The sequence below is a fragment of the Lutibacter sp. genome (assembly GCF_030692605.1).
Taxonomy (GTDB): Bacteria; Bacteroidota; Bacteroidia; order Flavobacteriales; family Flavobacteriaceae; genus Lutibacter.
In genome coordinates, this window is the sequence record NZ_JAUYUD010000078.1 from 1 (window position 1) to 24,386 (window position 24,386).

The 24,386-nt window shown below is 33.0% G+C and carries 20 protein-coding genes; 10 read left to right on the forward strand and 10 right to left on the reverse strand.

What is annotated here, in order from left to right; all coding sequences use genetic code 11:
• Positions 1 to 242: 242 nt before the first annotated feature.
• The 8 genes from Q8S45_RS07115 to tsaB all read left to right on the forward strand — a co-directional run bounded on the left by Q8S45_RS07115 (position 243) and on the right by tsaB (position 6,089).
• Positions 243 to 1,223, forward strand: coding sequence for a cytochrome c oxidase subunit 3 (locus Q8S45_RS07115; protein WP_305602896.1), 981 nt, complete (start codon positions 243 to 245; stop codon positions 1,221 to 1,223).
• A 20-nt stretch (positions 1,224 to 1,243) separates the two neighbouring features.
• Positions 1,244 to 1,597 carry a cytochrome C oxidase subunit IV family protein gene (locus tag Q8S45_RS07120; RefSeq protein WP_305602965.1) on the forward strand — a complete coding sequence of 118 codons (354 nt, stop codon included), beginning with the start codon at positions 1,244 to 1,246 and terminating at the stop codon, positions 1,595 to 1,597.
• A gap of 68 nt (positions 1,598 to 1,665) precedes the next feature.
• Positions 1,666 to 2,358, forward strand: coding sequence for a hypothetical protein (locus tag Q8S45_RS07125; RefSeq protein ID WP_305602898.1), 693 nt, complete (start codon positions 1,666 to 1,668; stop codon positions 2,356 to 2,358).
• A 57-nt stretch (positions 2,359 to 2,415) separates the two neighbouring features.
• Positions 2,416 to 3,042, forward strand: a complete 627-nt coding sequence (locus tag Q8S45_RS07130) for an SCO family protein (protein WP_305602899.1) — start codon at positions 2,416 to 2,418, stop codon at positions 3,040 to 3,042.
• Complete coding sequence (locus Q8S45_RS07135) at positions 3,042 to 3,557, forward strand: DUF420 domain-containing protein (RefSeq protein WP_305602902.1); 516 nt, start codon at positions 3,042 to 3,044, stop codon at positions 3,555 to 3,557. Before Q8S45_RS07130 ends, Q8S45_RS07135 begins: the two co-directional genes overlap by 1 nt.
• A 1-nt stretch (position 3,558) precedes the next feature.
• Complete coding sequence (locus tag Q8S45_RS07140; RefSeq protein WP_305602904.1) at positions 3,559 to 3,762, forward strand: hypothetical protein; 204 nt, start codon at positions 3,559 to 3,561, stop codon at positions 3,760 to 3,762.
• Positions 3,763 to 3,860: 98 nt separating this feature from the next.
• Positions 3,861 to 5,228, forward strand: a complete 1,368-nt coding sequence (locus Q8S45_RS07145) for a TolC family protein (RefSeq protein ID WP_305602907.1) — start codon at positions 3,861 to 3,863, stop codon at positions 5,226 to 5,228.
• Positions 5,229 to 5,417: 189 nt separating this feature from the next.
• Positions 5,418 to 6,089 carry a tRNA (adenosine(37)-N6)-threonylcarbamoyltransferase complex dimerization subunit type 1 TsaB gene (gene tsaB, locus Q8S45_RS07150; protein WP_305602909.1) on the forward strand — a complete coding sequence of 224 codons (672 nt, stop codon included), beginning with the start codon at positions 5,418 to 5,420 and terminating at the stop codon, positions 6,087 to 6,089.
• On the opposite strand, the gene Q8S45_RS07155 is transcribed toward tsaB, so the two are convergent.
• The 3 genes from Q8S45_RS07155 to Q8S45_RS07165 all read right to left on the reverse strand — a co-directional run bounded on the left by Q8S45_RS07155 (position 6,090) and on the right by Q8S45_RS07165 (position 8,859).
• Positions 6,090 to 6,464, reverse strand: coding sequence for a DUF1304 domain-containing protein (locus Q8S45_RS07155; RefSeq protein WP_305602912.1), 375 nt, complete (start codon positions 6,462 to 6,464; stop codon positions 6,090 to 6,092).
• A gap of 3 nt (positions 6,465 to 6,467) precedes the next feature.
• Positions 6,468 to 8,513, reverse strand: coding sequence for a thioredoxin domain-containing protein (locus Q8S45_RS07160; protein WP_305602914.1), 2,046 nt, complete (start codon positions 8,511 to 8,513; stop codon positions 6,468 to 6,470).
• A 145-nt stretch (positions 8,514 to 8,658) separates the two neighbouring features.
• Positions 8,659 to 8,859, reverse strand: a complete 201-nt coding sequence (locus Q8S45_RS07165; protein ID WP_305602917.1) for a dodecin family protein — start codon at positions 8,857 to 8,859, stop codon at positions 8,659 to 8,661.
• Between the two features lie 549 nt (positions 8,860 to 9,408).
• Here Q8S45_RS07165 and Q8S45_RS07170 point away from each other — a divergent pair.
• Both Q8S45_RS07170 and Q8S45_RS07175 read left to right on the forward strand, forming a co-directional pair.
• Entirely contained in the window at positions 9,409 to 11,685 is a 2,277-nt protein-coding gene (locus tag Q8S45_RS07170) for a cation:proton antiporter (protein ID WP_305602920.1), read from the forward strand.
• A 350-nt stretch (positions 11,686 to 12,035) separates the two neighbouring features.
• Positions 12,036 to 14,180 (forward strand): cation:proton antiporter, encoded by a 2,145-nt coding sequence (locus Q8S45_RS07175; RefSeq protein WP_305602922.1) that lies wholly within the window; start codon positions 12,036 to 12,038, stop codon positions 14,178 to 14,180.
• Positions 14,181 to 14,779: 599 nt separating this feature from the next.
• Here the strand turns inward: Q8S45_RS07175 and Q8S45_RS07180 are convergent.
• From Q8S45_RS07180 to Q8S45_RS07210, 7 genes are all read right to left on the reverse strand, one after another.
• Positions 14,780 to 15,562 carry a hypothetical protein gene (locus Q8S45_RS07180; protein ID WP_305602924.1) on the reverse strand — a complete coding sequence of 261 codons (783 nt, stop codon included), beginning with the start codon at positions 15,560 to 15,562 and terminating at the stop codon, positions 14,780 to 14,782.
• A 125-nt stretch (positions 15,563 to 15,687) separates the two neighbouring features.
• Positions 15,688 to 16,686: a GRP family sugar transporter gene (locus Q8S45_RS07185; protein WP_305602927.1), complete on the reverse strand. Its 999-nt coding sequence runs from the start codon at positions 16,684 to 16,686 to the stop codon at positions 15,688 to 15,690.
• Between the two features lie 286 nt (positions 16,687 to 16,972).
• Positions 16,973 to 17,773, reverse strand: a complete 801-nt coding sequence (locus Q8S45_RS07190; protein ID WP_305602931.1) for a hypothetical protein — start codon at positions 17,771 to 17,773, stop codon at positions 16,973 to 16,975.
• Between the two features lie 129 nt (positions 17,774 to 17,902).
• On the reverse strand, positions 17,903 to 19,453 hold the full coding sequence (locus Q8S45_RS07195) for an alpha/beta hydrolase-fold protein (protein ID WP_305602934.1): 1,551 nt from the start codon (positions 19,451 to 19,453) through the stop codon (positions 17,903 to 17,905).
• An 87-nt stretch (positions 19,454 to 19,540) separates the two neighbouring features.
• A complete protein-coding gene (locus tag Q8S45_RS07200; protein WP_305602936.1) occupies positions 19,541 to 21,148 on the reverse strand; it encodes an alpha/beta hydrolase-fold protein in 1,608 nt (535 codons plus the stop codon).
• 7 nt (positions 21,149 to 21,155) lie between these two features.
• Positions 21,156 to 22,730, reverse strand: coding sequence for an ADP-ribosylglycohydrolase family protein (locus Q8S45_RS07205; RefSeq protein WP_305602939.1), 1,575 nt, complete (start codon positions 22,728 to 22,730; stop codon positions 21,156 to 21,158).
• Between the two features lie 2 nt (positions 22,731 to 22,732).
• Positions 22,733 to 24,385 carry an ADP-ribosylglycohydrolase family protein gene (locus tag Q8S45_RS07210; RefSeq protein ID WP_305602942.1) on the reverse strand — a complete coding sequence of 551 codons (1,653 nt, stop codon included), beginning with the start codon at positions 24,383 to 24,385 and terminating at the stop codon, positions 22,733 to 22,735.
• Position 24,386 lies beyond the last annotated feature (1 nt).

A 24,386-nucleotide genomic window follows, 5' to 3' on the forward strand; every position in this document is an offset into this window, starting at 1 on the left:
AACGCGTTGGGTGCAATTAATTTTTAACGATGATTTTTCGTCACTTCGAGTGATTTTCGATAGAAAATTGTATCGAGAACAGAAAAATGATAGTTAAAAACGGTTCTCGATACATTTTTTGTTTCGTTTTACTGCACAAAAAACACTCGAACAGACGTTTTTAATAATTGCACCCAATGGGTTAGATAATAAAAAAAATGTACTTTTGGCAAAACTAAACTAAAAATCAAAAAATAATTGATATGGAAGCAACTGCTGCTACAGAAACAAATGGAACTTCGTGGGAAGGCGGAAACAATAATCCTTTAGGCGCAAGTTACGGTAAAATGATGATGTGGTTTTTCATTTTGTCTGATGCACTTACCTTTTCTGGGTTTTTAGGCGCTTATGGATTAATGCGTTTTAAATTTATTGATTCTTGGCCAATTGCCGATGAAGTATTTACTCACTTTCCTTTTTTACATGGAGTACATGCACCAATGTACTATGTAGCAATAATGACGTTTGTTTTAATATTCTCTTCTGTTACAATGGTTTTGGCTGTAGATGCAGGACATCAAATGAATAAAAAGAAAGTTACTTTTTACATGTTGCTTACTATTATAGGAGGTTTAATTTTCTTAGGCTCTCAAGCCTGGGAATGGAAAAATTTCATCAATGGTTCTTATGGAGCAGTACAATTACACGATGGGAAAATCATTCAGTTTGTAGATGCATCTGGCCATCAGATTGAATTAGAAAAATTTGCTTTATCTTCCGATGAAGGAAGAGTTGAGCATACAAAAAATAAAGGATTGTGGTTTGTTAAAGAAGCCGCCTTACCTCCATTTTCTGTAAATCAAGTAATTGAAGGCTTTAAAGCAAACCCATCTATTACCATAAGAACAGAACAAATAAATCCAGAAACAAAAGAAAAAACAATCATTCCTAGAGCAGAAGCAATGACTTATTTAAACGAAGCAAAAATTGTAGTTAAAGGAGCAAACTTAAAAGTTAATGAATACGGAAAAACGCTATTTGCCGATTTCTTTTTCTTTATTACCGGGTTTCACGGGTTTCACGTTTTTTCAGGAGTAATTATCAATATTATCATCTTTTTTAATGTTATTATTGGAACTTATGAACGCAGAGGACATTATGAAATGGTAGAAAAAGTTGGATTGTACTGGCACTTTGTAGATTTAGTTTGGGTATTTGTTTTCACATTCTTCTACTTGGTTTAATTCTTAAAAATTTAAAAATGATGGCACACGCTCAAGAACATAAATCGCACACAAAATTAATTTGGAAAGTATTTGGCATACTTTCAGTTATTACAATTGTTGAAGTTATTTTAGGTATTGTAAAACCAGAATCTCTTCATTTAACTAAAATTTTAGGCACAAGTCCACTGAATATTATATTTCTTGTGCTAACTTTGGTAAAAGCATATTACATCACCTGGTTTTTTATGCATATGGCTGATGAGAAGGCAAATTTACGTAGAGCTGTTGTTTGGACTGCCTTATTTTTAATTGCGTACTTAGCAGCACTTTTATTAATTGAAGGAAGTTATATAAACGACGTATTAGGACCATTAACAAAATGGAATTATTAAATACTAAAATATTTAGATTAAATTAGGAGGTAGTTTAATAGCTACCTTTTTTGTTTAACTTTATTAGCATGAAAAAAATTAAAGATCTTTTTAGATTAGCATATTCAAAGTTTGATTTGAAAAAATTCCTTTTACTGTTTGGCTTATTTATCGCCCCTTTAATATTTTATATTTTTCTCTCACTAGGTATTTATAAACATCAAAATTTACCAATTTTAACCGAAGAAGTTACTGATTTTAAACCATTATCTTCTACTAATGCATCATTTGCCACTAAATTAAATATTGTTTGTTTTTTAGGTAGTAATATTTCCGAAGCAAAAGCCAGCCTCTTTAATTTAAATCAAACTATTTACAAACGATATTACCAAAAGCCTTACTTTCAGGCTGTTGCAATTATTCCAAAAGAATCTGAAAAGGATTACAGTGAAGTAATAGTAGAATTGAGTGCTTTTACCGATATTAAAAACTGGCAATTTGTGTACGCATCTAAAACCGAAATTCAACAACTTTTTGCAAGTTTTAAAACTCCTTTTGACCTAAATCAGAATTTATATTCTGAAAATGCATTTATTGTAGATATGGATCTTAGACTAAGGGGCCGAAAAGATGATGAAGATACTTCAGATGGAAAGTTATATGGTTATACTATGAAAGAAGTAGCTACATTAAAAAATAAAATGAAAGATGATATTGCCATCATTTATTACCAGCTTAAAAAATCTGAAGAAAAAAAGGCAAGAAGAAAACGAGAAATTTAATTTCTTTCAAAATTGTTATTAAGTGAATAAAGAATAGAGAATAGAGAATTTAAAAAAATGAAGAAATATTCATACATAGGAGTTGCTTTTATTATTTTAATATTTGGCATTTATACAGTTCCAAAAGTGGTAAATCGTTTTAAAACAACAACATTAATAACTATTGGAAAAGTTCCTCCATTCGAGTTTACAAATCAAAATGGTATATTAATTTCGAATTCATTTTACAAAAACAAGGTATACGTAATTGAATTTTTCTTTACCACTTGTCCTACTATTTGCCCAATTATGAACAAAAATATGGCAACCATTCAAAATGAATTTTACGGAAATTTAGATTTTGGAATTGCTTCATTTAGTATAAATCCAGAATATGACACACCCCAAATACTCAAGGAATATGCCAAAAAAAATGGTGCTACATGGGCCAATTGGAACTTTTTAACAGGTGACAAAGAAACTATCTATGCTTTTGCAAACAAAGGAATTGCGTTATATGCAGGCGAAAATAGTGCCGCTGAAGGTGGATTTGAACATTCTGGCATGTTTGCCTTAGTAGATAAAAATGGTCACATTAGATCTCGTTTGGATGAATTTGGAAACCCTATTGCATTTTATGATGGTTTAGACACAAAAAATATTTTAATGTTAAAAGAAGATATTAAAACTTTATTAAAAGAATAATGACTAAAAATGCCCAAAAATATAATAAGTGGATTGTTTTTTTATCCATTTTAATCCCTATTTCTGTAGCACTTCTGTTTAGCGTAAAAGTAGATGTTGAACTACCTGTTTTTTTACCACCAATTTATGCAACTATTAATGCTCTTACAGCTATTATTCTTTTTGTTGCCGTTTGGTCCGTAAAATCTAAAAAAATAAAACTTCATGAAACCTTAATGAAATTGGCTATTTCCTTTTCAGTAATTTTTTTAGTTTTATACATTGCGCATCATATCACTTCAGAATCTACAAAATATGGTGGTGAAGGAATTATAAGAACTATTTACTATTTCTTATTAATTTCTCATATTCTGCTTTCAATTATAGTAATTCCGTTTGTTTTAATAACTTTTGTGAGAGGTATAACCAACCAAATTGAACTTCATAAAAAAATAGCAAAATTTACTTTTCCTTTATGGGCTTATGTTGCAATTAGTGGCGTTTTAGTGTATCTCTTAATTTCACCTTTTTACTAAAATGAAGAAAATAGCACTTTCCATACTGTTACTTTTATTCATTCAAATTGCAAAGGCTCAATGTGCAATGTGTAAAGCAGTGGTTGAAAGTGGTGGTGTTTCTGAAGCCGAAGGTTTAAATTCTGGAATTCTTTATTTAATGATTTTTCCATACATTTTAGTTGGAACGTTGCTTTATTTTATTGTTAAGCACAAAAAGAAATAGAAATTTTAACATTCCTATAAGAGACAAAATATGTAACAAATGATTATTTTGGTCGTCTTATACCCATTCAGCTTAACACAAAAACTCGAAAGATAATAATGAAAACACAATTTGCTACAATTTTAGCATTTCTGATTTTTTTAACCGGAATTGCACAAGATAAAAAATGGACACTTCAAGAATGCGTTAATTACGCTATTGACAATAACATTTCTGTTAAACAACAAGAACTTAGCAAAGAATTAATAGAGGAAGACATCACTATTGCAAAAGGAAATTTTTATCCTTCTGTAAATTCTTCCATGTCACAAAATTTTAATTTTGGCTCTTATATAGATAATTACGGCGGACGAGTTTCTAGAGATAGCCGTTCTAATAGTTTTGGAATTAATACAGGCGTTACGCTATATAATGGAAATAGAAACAAGTTAAATTTAATACAGACTCAAAAAAATCTTGAAGCGGCTGGTTTTAATTTAGAAGAAAATAAAAATGGCATTATGCTATATGTTGTTAACTTTTATTTAAATGTTCTATTAAATAAAGAAAGTCTTTTAATCGCTAAAGATCAGGTTAGTATTAGCGAAAAACAACTTGAAAAAGCAAAAATATTACTTGAGTCTGGCTCGAAGCCTAAATCAATTTTATTTGAAGCTGAAGCCACTTTAGCTACCAATAATCAACAACTTACTGCTGCTCAAAATGCATTAGACCTTTCTTTATTAAGTTTAGCCCAATTATTACAAGTTAGCCATAAAGGTTTTGACGTAGAGACTGTTCAATTAACTGTTAACTCAGCATCATTAATTTATAATGACACCGATGAAATATTTAACAAAGCTGTAAGCTCTTTACCAGAATTTAAAAGCGCAGAAATAGCAATTGAAAACTCTAAATTATCGGTTGATATGGCAAAAGCTGCTTTTCTTCCAACGCTATCATTTGGTGGTGGAATTGGAACTTCATACCAACATAATCAAGGTGAAAAAGATCTTAGACCAATTATAGATAGTAACAATAATGTGGTATATGTACCAAATGGTTTTGGGAAACAGATTGAAGATAACTTAGGATATAATGCCGGTTTTTCATTGAACATACCTATTTTTAATAGATTTCAAACAAAATCTAATGTTGCTAAAGCTCAAATAAACCAAAAACGTTCAGAACTTCAATTGCTCGATAAACAAGTTAAATTACGTGAAACGATTGAAAAAGCATATGCCGATGCAAAAGCCTCACTAAATCAATTTGTTTCTGCGGAAAAATCGTTGAAAGCACAACAAGAATCTTTTAAAAATGCTCAAGAAAGCTACAATTCTGGGGTAATGACTTCCTTTGATTTTGATCAAGTTAGAAATGGGTTGGTGAATGCACAATCTTCTATGGTAAATGCAAAATATAATTTTGTATTTAGAACCAAATTACTAGAATATTATTTAGGAATTCCAATTGTAATTGAATAATTATTTTTATAAAGATTATAATTATAAAGGCTAAAATGAAAAGTTACCTTAATGGTATTTGAATATCTTAAACATTAAAAAATTAGGTTTTCAAGTCCAGATCGAGATAACAATTGCGTGCATTTTTATAAAATGCATGGTGTTTTATGCGCATTGAATTAAGTATCTTTGCTTTTTTAAAACTAGAAATTGGCAATAATTTTAAACTTAGAAACTTCAACAAAAAACTGCTCTGTAAGTATTGCAAAAGATGGTGTAACTGTTGCGTTAAAAGAATTAAATGATGGTGGTTTTTCTCATGCAGAAAAGTTGCATGAATTTATAAAAAAAGTGTTAACCGATGCTTCTTTAACATTTTCAGATCTTAGCGCGGTTGCTGTTAGTAAGGGTCCTGGGTCTTATACTGGTTTAAGAATTGGCGTTTCAGCAGCAAAAGGATTATGTTTTGCGCTAAACATTCCATTAATTTCAATACATACATTAAAATCATTGGCTCATTCTATGTACGTTGCAGAAGGATTTAAAATTCCACTTTTAGATGCTCGAAGAATGGAAGTTTATTGCGCTGTTTTCGATGAAACTAATTTTATAAAGGAAGATGTTGCTGCTAAAATTGTTACAAGTGAGTCTTTTAAAAAATATTTAGATCTTGGTAATGTGTATTTTTTAGGAGATGGTGTCGAAAAATGTAAAACAATTATCACTCATAAAAATGCCCATTTTATTGAAGATAAATTTCCATCAGCCAAAGAAATGGAACTTCTTTCGTTTGAAAAGTATAAAACTTCTTCTTTTGAAAATGTCGCTTATTTTGAGCCTTTTTATTTAAAAGATTTTATGGTGAATAAGCCTAAAAAATAACTATTTAAAGTGCCAATTATTAAATATAATTAATGTTAATCCAACCAAAGCTGGCAAAGATTGAACATAAAACAACTTAATTTTTTTAGTAGTATAAGCTCCATAAATGCCAGCAACAATAGCGCAGGATAAAAAGAACAAAGCAATTGAATCAAAATTTGTTGAATCAACAATCGACCAAATGAGTCCAGCAGCCAAAAAACCATTATACAAACCTTGATTTTTAGCTAACGTTTTTGAAATTTTTGCGTCTTCTAAAGTCAATCCAAAAACTTTTAGTCCTTTTGGTTTGTCCCAGTAAAACATTTCTAAAATCATAAAATAAATATGCTCAAAAGCTACTAAACCCACAAAAAATACTTGTAAAAATTTCATGTTCTAAAATTTAATTTTTAATTGATTTAATGCTTTTTTAGTATCTCTTTCAGGAAGTTTACAAGTGCCATCAACACATACATAAATAAAAGTTTCATTTTCCGAAAATCTCCCTTCCATTAAAGGAAGAGAACTTTTTTTAGTACTTCCCGCTATTAATTTATTTGGTATGTATTGGGTATTGATCTCTTCAAGTTTTACCAATGCATCTTTCCCTGAAATTGCAATTTCATAATATTCACCTACTAAATAACTCTTTAACTGAAGCCAATTTGAATATCCAGACCCATATAGATTCGCTTTGGCTTGCACATTTAAAAGCATTTGTTTACTCACTTTTAAATAATAGTTGTTTGAATAATAATGACTTAATTTAAATAAATTTTTTGCCATTATGGAGTTAGAAGCAGGAATTACATTGTCTTCAATTTCCATTTTTCGGGCAATTAGATTCGCATCCTCATTAGATGTGAAAAAAAACATAGAACTTTTTGTGTCATAAAAATGATCAAAAACGTAATCTGTCAATTGTTTTGCCGTGTTCAACCATTTTTCATTTAGTGTGGCTTCATACAGTGAAATATAAGCATCTACTACAGTTGCATAATCTTCTAAATATCCATTAATTGTGCTCTTCCCATTTTTATAGGTATGATTTAAATTTCCACCTTCTTGAAGTTGTTTTGAATAAATAAACGTGGCATTTTTAATTGCAACATCAAGAAAATGTTTATCACCAAAAACAGTATATGCATCAATGTACCCTTTTAGCATGAGTGCATTCCATGATGTCAACGATTTATCATCTAATCGTGGTTTGTCCTTTTTTATTCTTTCTTTTAAAAGTTTATTTCTCCAATTTGTTACTTTTTTATCCAAATCAACAATTGATATTCCATGCTTTTTAGAAATTTCATAGGTATTATTTTTTCTAATTAACACATAATTATCATGTTCCCAATATCCATACTCGTTTACATTATAAAAATCAGAAAAAATTCTAAAATCACTCCCTAAAATTCGTTCTAATTCAGGTTTTGTCCATACATAATAAGCACCTTCAACTAATTTACCCTCTTTGGTTTTACTATCTGCATCTAAAGAAGAATAAAATGCTCCTTCATTTGTAGTTAATTCTCTTTCAATAAATTCTAACGTTTGATATACTGTTTTTTTGTACAATTCATTTTTAGTTGCTTGATAAGCTTCTGCATATAGACTTACCAACTGCCCATTATCGTACAACATTTTTTCAAAATGAGGAATATGCCATTTGGCATCAACAGAATACCGAGCAAAACCTCCACCAATATGATCATTGATACCTCCTAAAGCCATTTTAGTTAAAGAGGTGTTTACATAATTAAGTATCTCACCATCATTTGCTTGCACACCATATCGTAACAAAAACTGGTAATTATTTGGCATTGGAAATTTAGGCGATCCTTTTCTGCCTCCTAGCTCAGGGTCAATATTCTTTTTCCAATTATCAACAGACGATTTTAAATGAGAAATCTTGTAAATAACTTCATTTTTATTTAATTCAATTAAATCTGAATTTTTGATACCTTCTGTAAGTTTTTCGGCATATTCAATTGCTTTTTCAGGTGTTTCTGAATATAGTTTTGAAAGTTGTTGAAGTGCACTAATCCAATTTTCTTTTGGAAAATAAGTCCCTCCCCAAAACGGTCTTCCATCTGGTAATGCAACACAATTTAATGGCCAACCTCCACTACCTGTCATTAATTGCACCGCATTCATATAAATTTGATCTATATCTGGCCGTTCCTCTCTATCAATTTTTATATTTATAAAATGTTCATTCATTATGGCGGCAACTTCTTCATTTTCAAAACTCTCATGCTCCATAACATGGCACCAATGACAAGATGAATACCCAATAGAAATCAAAATTAATTTATTTTCCTTTTTGGCTAATTCAAGTGTTTCCTTATTCCAAGCATACCAATTAACTGGATTGTGCGCATGTTGAAGTAAATAAGGACTCGTTTCATTAATTAAACTATTGGTGAATTTGTGATTTTGCATTTTTTTTTCGGTTTTATCATTGCAACTTAAGAAAGAAATGACAGTAAAAAGAATAAGAAATTTATACATTAATATTTTTTTTTCAAAAATACATAAAAAACAAAAGCGCTTTAAAAAGCGCTTTAAATATAAATATACATTTATGTTATCTAACTTCAAATGTAATTTTAACGTTAACTCTAAATTCTTCAATCTCACCATCATTAACAACTACACTTTGCGATTGTACAAATGCTGACTTAATATGGTTTACACTTTTTGTTGCATGAGCAACTGCATTTCTCGTAGCTTCTTCCCAACTTTTGGAAGAACTAGCCATAATTTCTATTACTTTTAATACTGCCATAATTTTTTGCTTTTTAATTAATAAACTTAAATATACAAAAAAATAATGAAACTTAAAAAAACCTTCTTAACTACATACTTAATAAAAGAATAAAAAAATCGAGGAATTTGCATGCCTATTTCTAATTGAAGATTTTTAAAATTGTTCTTAATTTTTAACATATTTGAGTTTATTGAAAGCGGTATATAATTGATTTTTTGTTACATCCCATGAGATCTGTTTACAATTTAATTATCCAAAATCATCAATAATTATAAATTGTCAAAATTGAGAATACATGAATAAATTTATCCAAATTTGGATGATTTTATTTGAAAATAGATAAAATATTTCAATTTTGACTTTCTTTTTTTTGGTTTTTAAAAACCCTTTTCCCTATAAATAAAACTATGACGTATTCATTCATAAAAATATTTATATATTCATTAAATCATCTATATTTACCGCAAATTCAGACCATAAAGCGTCAACAACAATAATAACATATGACAGATTTATTATTGGCCTTGGATTGCGGTTAAATGAGTTTAATAAGCAATACAAATAGGTATGAAAAAATTCAAGAACAGCTTTTTTTATATGGGTGTAATCAGTGGATTTTCTGCCCTTATGTATTGGATTGTTTTGCTTGGCTCAAAATTGGAGCAAGACAGAAATATTGTAATCCCCAATTCCGGAAAAAGCCAATGGCAAGAATTTGTTGATTCCCTGATTTATAATTTGGAGCATCCGTTAGCCATTCTTCTGGCCCAAATTGTAACAATCATTTTTGTTGCCCGATTCTTTGGATGGGTATTTAAAAAAATTGGACAACCAACCGTAATAGGTGAAATAATTGCAGGCATTGTTTTGGGGCCTTCCCTGATTGGAATGTATTTTCCTGAATTTTCAGCCACATTATTTCCAACCCAATCATTAGGCAATTTACAGTTCTTAAGTCAAATAGGTTTAATCCTGTTTATGTTCGTTATAGGGATGGAATTGGATTTAAAGGTTTTGAGAAACAAAGCCCACGAAGCCGTCTTAATAAGTCACGCAAGTATCATCATTCCGTTTGCTTTAGGAATGGGCCTGGCGTATTTCATTTACCGGTCTTTTGCTCCCGAAGGCGTTCAATTTTTATCCTTTGGCTTGTTTTTAGGTATCGCAATGAGCATAACCGCATTTCCGGTTTTAGCCAGAATTGTGCAAGAAAGAGGCTTGCAGAAAACACGTTTAGGAACAATTGTCATCACTTGTGCGGCAGTGGACGACATCACGGCCTGGTGTTTGTTGGCCGCCGTTATTGCCATAGTTAAAGCAGGTTCGTTTGAGAGCGCTTTATACATTATTGCCCTGGCCGCATTTTATGTTTTTTTAATGGTAAAAGTAGTTCGTCCATTTTTAAAAAGGGTTGGCGACTTGCATTCATCACGGGAAAATCTGGGCAAACCTATTGTTGCCATTTTCTTTTTGACTTTGATTATTTCCTCATATACCACCGAAGTAATAGGCATTCACGCTTTGTTTGGCGCTTTTATGGCTGGGGCAATTATGCCTGAAAACACAAAGTTCAGAAATATTTTTATTGAAAAGGTGGAAGATATTGCCTTGGTGCTTTTACTTCCCCTGTTTTTTGTGTTTACCGGCTTAAGAACCGAAATTGGTTTGCTTAATGACCCTTATTTATGGAAAGTGACAGGCTTAATCATTCTTGTTGCTGTTGTGGGTAAATTTATTGGAAGCGCATTGGCGGCCAAATATGTAGGCCAAGATTGGAAAGACAGTTTAACCATAGGGGCTTTGATGAACACAAGGGGGTTAATGGAATTGATTGTTCTTAATATAGGCTATGACCTTGGCGTATTAACACCCGAAATTTTTGCAATGATGGTTATAATGGCTTTGGTGACAACATTTATGACCGGTCCCGCGTTGGACTTAATTAATTGGGCATATAAATCCAAATCGGAAGAAATACCGCAAGAAATCAGGCAAATCAGTAAATACAAAATCTTAGTTTCATTCGGAAACCCAGAACGCGGTAAATCTCTTTTGAGATTGGCAAATGGATTAATAAAGAAACTTAATGGAAATGCTTCAATAACCGCTATGCACCTCACATCAAGCAATGAAATGCACCATTACAATGCAGAAGAATACGAATCAGAAAGTTTTGCGCCAATAATTCAAGAATCAAAAAAATTAAATCAAAAAATTACGACGCTTTACAAAGCTTCAAATAACATAGATGCCGATATTGCAGAAGTGGCGAACAAGGGCAATTATGACCTGCTGCTGGTTGGCGTGGGCCAGTCTATTTATGAAGGCAGTTTATTGGGTAAAATTTTAGGGTTCACCACAAGAATTATTAATCCGGAAAAACTGCTTAACCAGGTTACGGGCAAAGAAAGTCTCTTTGAAAATTTACCATTTGACCAAAGAACCCAACAAATTTTAGGCAAGAGTGAAGTTTCGGTTGGTGTTTTGGTGGATAAGGGTTTTCAAAAAATTGACAAAATATTCATTCCGGTTTTTAGCGAAAAGGATATTTTTGCAATAACGTTCGCTCAAAAACTAATTAAAAATTCAGATTCATATATTACAATCTTAGACACGGAAGGACAAATTAAAAATCATCCAGCACTAAAGGAAGCCATAAGGGAAATAGAGCAATTCGCTCCTGGCCATATCAATTTTGTCAATGAGCGAGTTATTGAAAAAGAATTTCTAAAACAAAACGACTTAATGATCATCAGCACCGAAAGCTGGAAAAAATTGGTGGAAACAAAAAGTGTTTGGCTGTCAGATATTCCGTCAACACTGATCCTTTCCATTAAAGAATGAAAACAGAAACTTAAAACTAAGGCCTAAATTAAAAAAAACCACACGCAAACCGACACTTCAAAGACAGTAAAACAAATAAAAAAATGGGTTCAAGGAATCCTGAAAAGAACACCGGTTGCTTTTTTACCTCTTCCATTAAAAGATCCTTTTGCAATATAGCTAAAATGAACTTATTGGTCTTTTTGTGGACATTGCAAAACGCGGTGTCATTAAAGCGTCCATCTGGTTTCAAAAAAACCATTTTATAAAAATAATATTTTGCACTCCCCAAAAAAATATTTATATTTCCCACAAATCCCATATATTTACTGCAAATTAATACCGTACGGCGTCAACAACCAGAATAGCAAATGACAGACTTTTTTAAACATTTATTGCACGAATTTGAATTGCCGCTGGGAAATCCGGTGTTGATATTTTCATTGATTCTGCTTATTATCCTGCTTTCGCCTATTCTTCTCAGGCGCTTAAATATACCCGGCATTATCGGTTTAATTATTTCGGGTGTCATTGTTGGCCCTTATGGCTTGAACATACTGGAAAAAAATTCGGCGGTCGACCTCTTTTCAACCATCGGTTTGTTGTATATTATGTTCATTGCCGGACTTGAATTGGACATGAACCAGTTTAAGGCCAACAGGAACAAAAGCCTTTTATTCGGGTTTTTTACGTTTATTTTTCCTTTGAGCATCGGATTCTCCGTATTTTACTATCTGCTGGGTTATGGTTTTAATGCGTCACTGTTAACTGCAAGTATGTTTGCTTCACATACACTTATTGCTTATCCGATTGTGAGCAAATTTGGGATTTCCAAAAATCAAGCAGTCGCAATAACAGTTGGAGGGACTATTATTACAGATACCGCTGCCCTGTTGACACTTGCCGTTATTATGAGCAATAATCAGGGAAGCCTAAATCAGGAATTTTGGATTAAGTTGGGCATTTCACTGGCAATTTTTTCAGCCATTATGTTTTTTGTGATTCCGAAAATAGCGAAATGGTTTTTTCGCAAGCTGGAAAGCGAAAAACATTCCCATTATATTTTTGTGTTGGCTGTTGTGTTCTTTTCCGCATTTTTAGCGCAAGCAGCTGGTGTTGAGGCAATTATCGGGGCGTTCGTTGCCGGGTTGGCCCTCAACAAATTGATTCCGCATTCTTCTGCATTGATGAACAGGATAGAGTTTATAGGAAACTCACTTTTTATCCCATTTTTTCTGATTTCAGTTGGAATGATTGTTGACATGAGCGTAATCCTAAAAGGCCCGGAAGCATTAATAATAGCTGTTGTCATGACGGTTGTCGCTATTTTCGGCAAATGGTTTGCCTCCTTGGTTACACAACTCGTGTTCAGGTATTCAGCGGCACAACGCCAGCTTATTTTTGGGCTCAGCAACGCCCAGGCCGCGGCCACGCTTGCTGCTGTTCTGATAGGTTATAAGGCAGGAATACTGGATGAAAATATTCTGAATGGCTCTATAATAATGATTTTGATCACCTGCATAATAGCATCTTTTGCAACGGAAAAGGCAGCCAAAAAAATTGTCATTGAAATGGATGGCGATACCTCAGATTTGAAAAAAGCAAACAGCTTCAACAACGAACATATTCTCATTCCAATCGCCAACATAGAAAGCATAGAAAAGCTGCTCGAATTTTCAATTTTCATCAAGGAAAAAAAAGCAGCCAATCCTGTTTCAATTCTGTCAGTGGTTTCCAACAATGACGAAGCGGAAATAAACATTCTGAAAGCAAGAAGCAAACTCGAAGAATTTGTGAGGCAAGCTTCCGCAACAGAAACAAAAGTAAATATTATTACCACCATAGACCATAATCCGGCAAGTGGCATCTCGCGTATTTCAAGGGAAATTATGGCCGATATTGTTGTTTTGGGATGGCCTCACCGTGCGGATTTAATAGACAAACTAATTGGGGAAAAAGTGGACAATATTTTAAACAATACCGATAAAACCACTTTTATTTGCCATTTTGAAAAGCCTTTGGTATTGCACAAAAGAATTGCGATTGTTATCCCGCCTTTGGCAGAACATGAAAACGGGTTTGAACAGTGGTTCACAAAAATGGCGAAACTGGCACAAGAGCTGAGTATTCCCATTTTGTTGTGCTGTAACGAAACAACCCAAAATTCTGTTAACAAACTGGTGAAAAAAGCGAGGTTAACGGCAGCAATTGTGCCCCATAACTTTGAAGATTGGGACGACTTTTTTGTTTTGTCAAAAGCCGTCAATCTAGATGATTTGTTAGTGTTAGTTTGTGCACGCAAGGGAGCGGCTTCCTATATGAATGCACTCGAAAATCTTCCCTCCAAACTCGAAAAACATTTTAAAAAAAACAGCAGAATCGTTATTTACCCGCAGCAATTCAGTCAACAATTTAGTAACGAACGCTATAATAACATTACACCTGAACCATTGAGCTTAGGGATAGAAACCATTCAAAAAATTGGTCGGGGAATAGGAAACATTTTAAAAAAATAAATTTTATAAAAGGATAAATCACATTTAAAAAGCTATTGGACAATTTTACAATTATTAAGGTTTTGATTTATCGATAAAACTATTAGTTTATTTTATTCTGCTACAAATTGTTCTAGAAAAACTATTCAAATCCTAAAGAGTCGACCCATAAAAACCGTTTAACAAGCTGATATATAATAAATTAATTTAATATTTTTTGTTTAAAACTGCAAGATTTCGTGTTTTATATTCATTAAATCCATACAAATTTACTATTATTTTTCAAATAAATATTCTCAGTTTTGCATAATCATACTAAACTCAAAAGTGAGATAATCAGCAATTATTTTTTCAAAATCTTCTTCTTTTGGTATTTCGTCATTGAAATAATAAAAGGTGTGCAACCATTCGTCTGTGAATACTTCACTTTATTGTAATTTTTAAGGCTAGCGCTCGCTCGAAATGTCATTAAATTAAGGAATATTTAACACGCTTTTGTCATTTCGACCAGCGAGAGAAATCACATAACGAGAGCAACAAATGAGATTCCTCCTGCGTCGGAATGACAAAAAAACTTATTCTTTTGTTGACACAAGCGAGAAGTTCGAACGTTCGTACTTTTATTTATTTCGTTTATAAAATTCTTCTTTTACATATTTTTTTGCACCACGTTGTGCTTCATCTATTAGAAAATAAAAATCTATTATTGTTGGTCTTACATTCCGTTCCAATGAATATTCTTGAATTACTCGAACCGCTTTTCTAAAATTTTTATCTCCAGTTTCTTCTTCTACAAATTTTAACTTTTTAGCAACTTTCATTACTACCAAATCTGGTTTTACACAATCATAACCGCTATCTAATAAAAAATGCAACAACGAAGTTGTTGATTGAAAAAAAGGAATTTTATTTTCTTTTAGTGTTTTTAGCAATATGTCAAACCCGTTCCAAAAGTTTTCAATATCATCTTCTGTTTTGATTTTTTTCGGAATATTTATGTCATTTAGCAATTTATAGAATGAGCCAATCACTTTTATTTTTCTTGCTAATGTTACAATGTGAAATAATTTTCCTTGCTGTCTAATTCCTTTTATACTTTCCCAAGAATTGTCTGCAATATCACAAGGGTTTAATTTGGCAACTTTGTCAATCTCAAAATTTTCAAATGCTTTGTCATAATTTCCAGATTTCAATATTTGTTCTACCAATTCAGAATTTGCATTTTGACTATAAGCGATTAAATATGCAAATGTTTTTAAAATTTCGTTGTCATTTTTAAAATCCGAAACGATTTTATTTTGCCTTCTGTTTTTCTCAATACTAAAGTTCGGTTCATTCTTATAATTGTCTATTGTTTCAATCAATAAATCGATTTCTTTGTATAGATTTTCTTTTTCGTTCATTTTTTGTTTCTGTTTTGGTAGTATGATGCACAACTTGCGAATCCTTCCAATAAAATCATCCCAACCTACCAAAAAATTAAGCAGATTGGAATGACAAATATCAAACTTTAAAATCAAATAATTAACTATTTAGACAATATAATCATCGCCAAACCTGCAATGTACAACAGCAACATAATATTCAGCAATGACTTGGTTCCTTTTGGTGCTTGATCAAATTCTTTCCAGATATAAATTCCCCAAATGGCCGCCACAACGGTTGCACCTTGTCCCAATCCGTACGAGATTGCTGGCCCAGCTTTGCCTGAAGCGATAATGCTCAAGGACATTCCTACACACCAAATTGCACCACCAAAAATACCAATTAAATGGTCTTTGGTCGCACCTTTAAAATAATCTGAAAAGGAAACTGGAACACCAATAAATGGTTTTTTCATTTGAATTGTATTGAAAACAAAACTGCTCACGACAACGCCAACTGCAAAAATCACCAAAGCTGTGTATGGAGTTAGTTTTCCTGCTTCGGGTATATTGAAATCGGCAACCATAGACTCGGCAACATATTTATAGAATAATCCCATTAAACAACCACTTACTATCGACAAGATTAATCCTTTTTTGGAAACTTTTTCGGCCAAGTTGGATTGTAATTTTTGATACGCTTTGGCATTGAGTAAAATAGCCAAAGTAATTAAAGCAACTCCACCAAAAATCAAGGTTGGATCGCCTTGTGGGTTAGAAATATAATTTACAAGAACGCCAAGAACCAAAGCAATCCCAATCGCAACCGGAAAAGCAACAGACATTCCCGCAATGGCAATGGCTGCCACGAGTAAAATATTGGCGGCATTGAAAATTACACCTCCAATAAATGCAGAGGTTAAGCTGTCTTGATTTGCTTGAGAAAAATCTTCAAGAAATGCTCTACCTTCCATTCCATTGCTTCCTAAAGTGAAAGCCAAGAGTAAAGTGGTCAATAAAATTCCGAAGCCATAATCCCAATAAAAGAGTTCAAACCGCCAAGTTTTGGTGGTGAGTTTTGTTGTATTTGCCCAAGAACCCCAACAAAACATAGTGATAACACAAAGCATAATTGCCAATCCGTAATTTTCTACAATAAACATAAGCTAATAATTTAAAGGTTAATATTAATAAAGTTTTTTAATTCTGTGGTCAGAGACCGCCAAACACATCCACAAAGTCAGTCCCGAAAGCTTTCGGGATTACGGAGCAATGAGATTCCTACGAACTCGAGTTCGCCGTGGCAGACGAACTGGCGAAGCAATGACAAAGGGAGTGCAAATGGTTATATCTTTTTTATCATAATACCTCAAAAAAGAATTAACCAAAAAACAATATAAATCCTACTAAGAAAACATACTTAGTAGGATTTTTATCTATTTATGTCATTTAATCTTCATAATACGTGTAAGTCCAAGACTCTGAAAATGGCCCGGCACTTCCTACTCCGTTTTTGGTTTGTGTAGCAACTCTATTCTTGGTATCAAATGTATAAGCAAATGTTCCGTTGAAATTTGATGTTGGGTTAGAGGTGATCTTACGGGTATAAGTAAGTGCGAGTTTCTGGTTTTGTTTACCAAATAAACCACCAATATTTTTCCACTCTGAATCAACAGCGTAAATCTGAGGAATATTGCTCAAATTATCTGCAACTGTATAGGTAAACACTCGATCTTCTCTCAAGGTTGAACCTGCATCGTCGTTGTAACGAAGTCTATTTGTTACATTCTTGCTTGCGATTGTCATATTGTATTTCAAATAGGTTTTTCCACCATAATATTCTTCTACTTTTTTCATAATGCCGTCAGCATCATATTCATAAGCTTCCCATTCAGTTCCAGCAGCATTCCACAGTTCTTTAACAACTCGTCCATTAGTATCGAGAATATAAACTGTTTTAGTTCCGTTTTTATTAATAGTAAGCTTGCCAGCAACACTATAATCATAAGTAATTGCTTCTGGAGTTCCTCCGTCATAGATGTTCGATATGCTCGTAACACGCTTATTTGCATCGTAAATAAATTCCCAAGATTCTATTTTATTATCTGTGTACTTCATAGAAATTTTCTTGATTTTTGAAGGTACTGGTGGTGGTGGTGGTGGTGAGTCATTATCGCCCCCACAAGAGCTAATAAACATTGTACTAGCGATTAGTGCAATTGCACTTAAAAAGATTTTAGATTTTTTCATAATTATTGTTTTTGTTTAGTGATTAAAATTTTAAATTGTAAGTCTACAAGGTTTTTTATCATATTTATATTGGTATTAGTTAAACATTTATTTATTGTTAAAGGGATTCTATTTATAGGGATTCGTTTCTTATCGGTGCATTTTTTGTTGTGTAAAAGTTAAAGTTTCTTTAAGATTATTCAAGAACCAAAGGCTTTCTCCTGTTCCTTCGCCAACACGGTATTCGTGATAAACATCTTCTTCTCGCAATAACAAATGTGCATTGCCATTGGTTTGATAATTAACGCTTTTATCTGTAGTGCTGATAAAAAACCAGGTGCGTTTCAATTGCTTTTTGTTTTTATCGATTGCTTTTTTTAATAAATCATTATCGATAGGAGAATCAAAAAGAACACAAGATGTAAATTTTTCTGGTTGGAGTGCGTTTTCTAATGCTGTTGTTCCTCCTTCTTCAAAACCTATTAATGCTCGGAAACGATACCCAGTTCTGACACGATATTCTTTTTCTACAGACGGAATTATAGTATTAATAATATCAACTTTTTCGTTGATAAAAATTATAATTAATGGTGCCAATACTCCTGCTTTAATTTCTGTTTGAACAGTTAAAGCGATTTTTTCTTTTGTTTGTTGGCCGAGATTTCCTACGCAATATAGTGTAGGATATAAGCGGTTTGAACTTTTGTACTCTTCAGGTAAAAACACATCATATTGTGTGTTATATACTATTTTATTTTTTAAATTTTTAAACGTATTACTATCTTTTGACAAGGTTTTTAAATCCCCACGATAATTCTTTCCTTGAAAGGCATCGCTGATATAACGAAGACCGTTCGGCAATGCTTCTCTCCAATAGGAAAATTCGTGACCGCCATTTCTCACTCTAAATTCATGAGGAAAATTGCGATTTCGAAGTAATATATGAAGTTCTTCGTTACTTCTGCTTAAGGTGTTTTCATCGTCGCCATTATCAATATAGAGTTTTAAATTTTGATGTTTTGATACGTCTAATTGTGCAAAAATGTGAAAAGGGGAATGTTTCATATAATAATCGGTAATTCGCTCTTGTCCGATGCTTCCTTGTCCGCCAAATAAACGTCCCCATTGCTCATTCCATTCCGAAGCGTCTTCTGTTTTATATTGTTCATCTGTTCTTACTGAAATGCTCAAAGGAACACTTATAGTGAATACTTCGGGATTTAATAACGGAAGGACAATAGCCCCAAATCCTCCCATAGAATAGCCCATCGTAGCCCTATGTTCTTTGTTAGGAACTGTTCGGTATTGCTTGTCTATAAAAGGAACTAACTCCTTTATGAACATGTCTTGGTACATAAATTTTTTGGCATAATCATTTATATAATAATTTCGAAATCCTTGTGGCATCACAAAAATCATTGGTACAATTTTACCGCTTTTCACGGCTTCATCTGCAAATTGGCTTACTCGACCATTTTCGAGCCATGATGTTTCGTCATCGCCCAAACCGTGTAATAGATAGACAACTGGGTAATTTTTATTTGTAGAATAATACTCTTCTGGAAGAACGATTGAATATTTGATATCTTGATTTAGAACTTCACTTTTCATCGAAAGACTTTCCATGATGCGTAGGTTGTTCTGTGCGAAACCTATCGCAAACGGAAACAAGACTACAAACCATATCAAATATTTTTTCATAACTACAATCGATTAATGTGACATAAAATAAGATTTATTCTGTTGAAACTTGTCTAAAACGCTACCATCATACTAACTATTCTTAATTTATTTAAGAACTTGAAATAAGGAAGAATACGATTCGCCAAAACCATTCAGAAAGGATTGATAGTTATCTCTTCCTTGCCTTACTCTATATTCATTTCCAATACCTGAATTTTTTATTTTTTTATAGAAATTATGATATTCTTTGTAATTGTTGCTGTCATCGGTAATGTCGAGATAATAAAAAACCCCAGAAGTCGGATTAGGCGTATCGCTTTTTAATTGTGCGTCAAACAAAAAACAAGAACCAAACAATGCTGGATTTTCTGAAACGACGATGTTCGCTTTTGTTCCTCCTAATAAATTTCCTAAAACAACTCTATTGACTTTATTTGCTTTTGTACGATAGCTTGCGTCAATTTTTTGAATAATTTTTGCAATCACAGCACTACTCAAATTTTCTGAAAAAGGAATCTCAACAATAATCGATTTTGGAATTTTTCCAACCGTCATAGCATTTTTATAAAGAGAAAAAACATCTGTAAGGTTTTTTGTTCTTTGATCTTTCTCGTGATTGTGAATAAAATACACTACCGAATAATTTGCAGTGCTTGTCGCATAGTCATCTGGTTTTAAGACATTGAGTGAAATTCCAGATTCTTCAACAGTCTCATATTCATTACTTTTGATTAATGTTCCTATTGTTATAGGTGTTGAGTCTGATGGATACGGAATTCCTCGAACAGCATTGCTGATAAATAGTAACACCTCTCGATATGATTTTTTCCAATAATCAAAAGAGTGTCCTCCGTTTCTTGTTCTGTACTCGTGAGGAATTTGTCGGTCTCGCATAAGAGCGTGCATATCATCATTTGTTATCGAAAGCGTTTCTTCGTCGTCGCCACAATCAATAAATAGTTTAAGCCCATTAAACGAGCTTGTGTTTTGAGTGTTAAAAAAGTGAAACGGGCTATGTTGTTTGAAATAATTTGTAATACGAGCTGTTCCACTCGAGCCTTGACCTCCAAATATTGATCCCCATTGAGAATCAAAAACATGCTGCGGTTCTGCCATGTATTGTTGGTCATTGCGAAAAGACATGCTTAATGGCACACCAATAGTAAATACATCAGGGTTCAATACCGGAAGAATTAAAGCTCCATATCCGCCCATAGAATAACCCATAACAGCTCTTGCAGATTTGTCGCGCTTGGTTCTAAAACGAGCATCGATGGCAGGAACCAATTCTTTGGTAATCATGTCCATATAAGGGTAATTTCCTGTAAACTTGTTTACATAATAGGTATTAAAACCTACTGGCATAACATAAATCATAGGAACAATTTCGTCTTTATAGAAATCAACATAATATTTAATATTTCCTTCTGTGTACCAAGATTTTTCGTTATTATCTAAACCGTGCAAAAGATAAACTACTGGGTAATCTACTTTCGTTTCATTATAATCTGCTGGAAGCAAGACGGCATAATTAATATCAACCTTAAAAATAGCACTTGGCATTTTCTGGTTTTCTAACAAACGTTCAAATGGTTTAGGTTGAATATCCAAAATAACAGAATCATCTTCCTTGCAACCAATAAGACTCAACGGAAGTAGTACGCCCCAAAAGAATATCGCAAAAAGTAAGCTGTATTTTCTAACAAGGTTCATAATTATTCTATTTTTTTGTTGTGTCGAGTGGTTTGTTTTGCGAATCACTGTAGATGACGATAGACTTCATATAGATGCTAAAATCAGGACTTTTATTTACCCATTTTATTTCTACATGATGTTTTCCTTCTTTTAATAAATACTTATGATAAATATCGTATTTTCTTACTATATAATCGAATGGCATTTTTACTTGCTCTACTTTCTCTCCGTCTATATATACGTCTAACAGTGCAACATAATCGCTTTTGGTTGTAGAGCAAATACTATTCACGTTTCCTAATACAACAATCCCATTTCCTGTAAAGTCTATATTGATGTTTTTATCGGTATAATGCTGTCTGAGGTATCGTTCTTCTTTTGGATACATACCCACAAAGGATTCTTCAAACCGCACGGTTTCAGGTTTTTGAACTTTTATATGAACTTTGTCTCCTTCTATTTTTCCTCCGTTTTGTTCTATTAATTGAAGGGAATGTTTATAGGTCAAATCATATACTTGATTTAAGGTAATGTCCATGTACGGAAACTTTAAACCCTCTGCTTCTTCTAAAGCAGGTTTCCAAAAAGCAGGAATGTTTTTGTATCCATCCATCACTCCTAATATTCCTGCGGCAGTAGCTGGATTACAATCGGAATCCTGACCGCAACGGGTAGAAATATCCATTGTTTTATGAAAATCTTTTTGACCGTACAACAAGCCAATTATAACATAGGCTGCGTTTAATCGGGCATCAATATTAAAGGAGTTGAACACTCCTTCTGGACATCCTTTTTCTGAAGAGTGATTTTTTTCGACTTCAAACCAAGTTTGTTTCCAGTCATTTGGATATTGTTTGTGCCATTTGATTACATCTGCAATTGTTTTATAAAACAAACTTTGTTCAGGAATGGTTTTTAATGCTTCGTTAATAACAAAATCAAGGTCGTTTGAGGTATAGGCTAATGTGTACATTGCCGACATAAATACGCCTCCATACCAACCGTCACCATAATTCATAATATGACCAATTCTATCACAATAATCTGAAGATGTATTGATCATTCCTGGAGACATTAATCCAATAAAGTCTGCTTCTATCTGAAAATCAATATCGTCTGCGTGTGGATTATTCATCCAATGCCCTGAAGCAGGTGGCATAATCCCGTTCAAAACATTATAACGTGCTGCTTGATTGGCATGCCAAAGTTTGTAGTCTTCATTGGCAAACTCTAAAGCAAAAGCATCTGCACTTGCATTAAGCCCGACTTTTTCAAGAATATTAACAAAGGTTAGGTCAAGGTAAACATCATCATAAAGTCCTGGATCCAACTCATAAGTTTCTTTGATATAATGGTCATGCCAAATTATGTCTTGATAATCTTGAATCATCGTTCCTTTGAATCGGAATTCTGTTGGACCACCATAAGTCACACCAATAGTTTGTCCTGCCCAACCTCCTCGTATTTTGTCTTTTAATTCTTCTTTTGAAATAGAAAATTCTTTAGGAAATTTGCTAACGATATCTTTCTTTGATTTGCAACCGCTTGCAATACTAAGTAGCATTATTAAAACACCGATATAAATTATTTTTGTATTCATTTTTAATGAGTTTCTTCTGGTAAATTACTTGTAGGTTCTTTTTCTGAATATACTATTAAATCATTTATCCTAAATTCATAATCAGGATTGTGATTTATCCATTTTAATTTCAAGGTGTGTTTTCCTTCGGTCATTTGGTATTTCCAAGCGGGTTCCAATCTGCGAGCAGAATTCATCATTGGTAATTTTACGGTTTGGTCTAAAACGCCATCGACATAAATTTCCATAAGTGCTACGTACGGATCATCTGCTTCGGCAAGAGCCAAAGGTTCAGAGCCATAAGTTCTTTTTGAAATTCGATCAATGTATTTGACATCAATTTTAGATTTCTTTACTAAGTTTCCGTAAACTACATAACCATTACCGTTGAACTCAAGAGTAATTTCATCTGTAAATGATTGGTCAATTTTATTGCGTTCGATTGGAAAAGAATTTTCGAAATTTTGCTCGAAAGCGACTGCTATTGGTTCAAACAATGGAATGCTAACTTCATTTCCTTTGGTTTTTCCTCCTGCTTGTTCTATGGTTGCTAAAGCATGTTTGAAACTCAAACCGTACGCTTTATCGAGTGAAACAGTCGTGTTTTCAAAATCTTCTTTTTCGATTTCTTGAAGCGGACTCAACCAGAATTTAGGAATATAACTGTATCCGTGCATTACGCCTAAAACACCACCTACGGTTCCTGGATTGCAATCGGCATCTTGTCCGCAGCGTGTTGCAATATCAATCGATTTCGTAAAATCTCCTTTTCCATAAAGTAATCCTATTGCTACATAAGCGGAGTTTATTTTTGCATCTATATTAAAACCAAGAAAAACTCCTTTTGGACAACCAACGTCATTGTTCCATCTCTTCTGTATCTCGAACCATGTTTGCTTCCAATCGTTTGGATATTGCTTGTAAAATTTGATTACATCGGCAATACAACTATGAAATTTTGTTCCTTTCGGAATGGTTTTGATTGCTTGTTCTACTATATACTCTGGATTATTAGAAACAAAAGCGGTTGAATATAAGGCTGCAACAAATACTCCGCCGTACCAACCATCGCCACTGTTCATTACATGGCCAACACGGTCTGCAATTTCGGTTGCTTTGTTTATCATTCCTGGTGCCATTAATCCAATAAAATCTGCTTCAATTTGAAAGTCGAGATCATCGGCATGAGGATTATTTTTCCAGTTGCCAGAAGCTGGAGGCATTATACCGTTGAGGATATTATATCTTGAGGCTTGATTGGCATGTGCAAGGTGATATGCTGTGGTTGACCAATGGTTTGCTATATCATTAGAACTTGCGTTTAGACCATATTTTTCAAATGCTGCAACAAAATTTAGGTCAGTATAAATATCGTCAAACAAACCTGGTTTTTTATCCCACCAATATTTTACATAGTGTTCATTCCAAGGAATAATATGAGATTCATCTACCATAGATCCATTGTATTTGAACTCTACTGGAGCACCATAAACAACGCCTATTGTTTGTCCTGCCCAACCGCCTTTAATTTTATCCTGCAAAGTGGTTTTAGACATTTTTATTGATTTTTTTGACAATTCTTCTTTTGTGTTTGAGTTCTGCGAATAAGCCTCCGACAAGAATATTCCGGTCAATACAATTACTAATTTTACTATTTTTGTTTTGGAAGACATCATA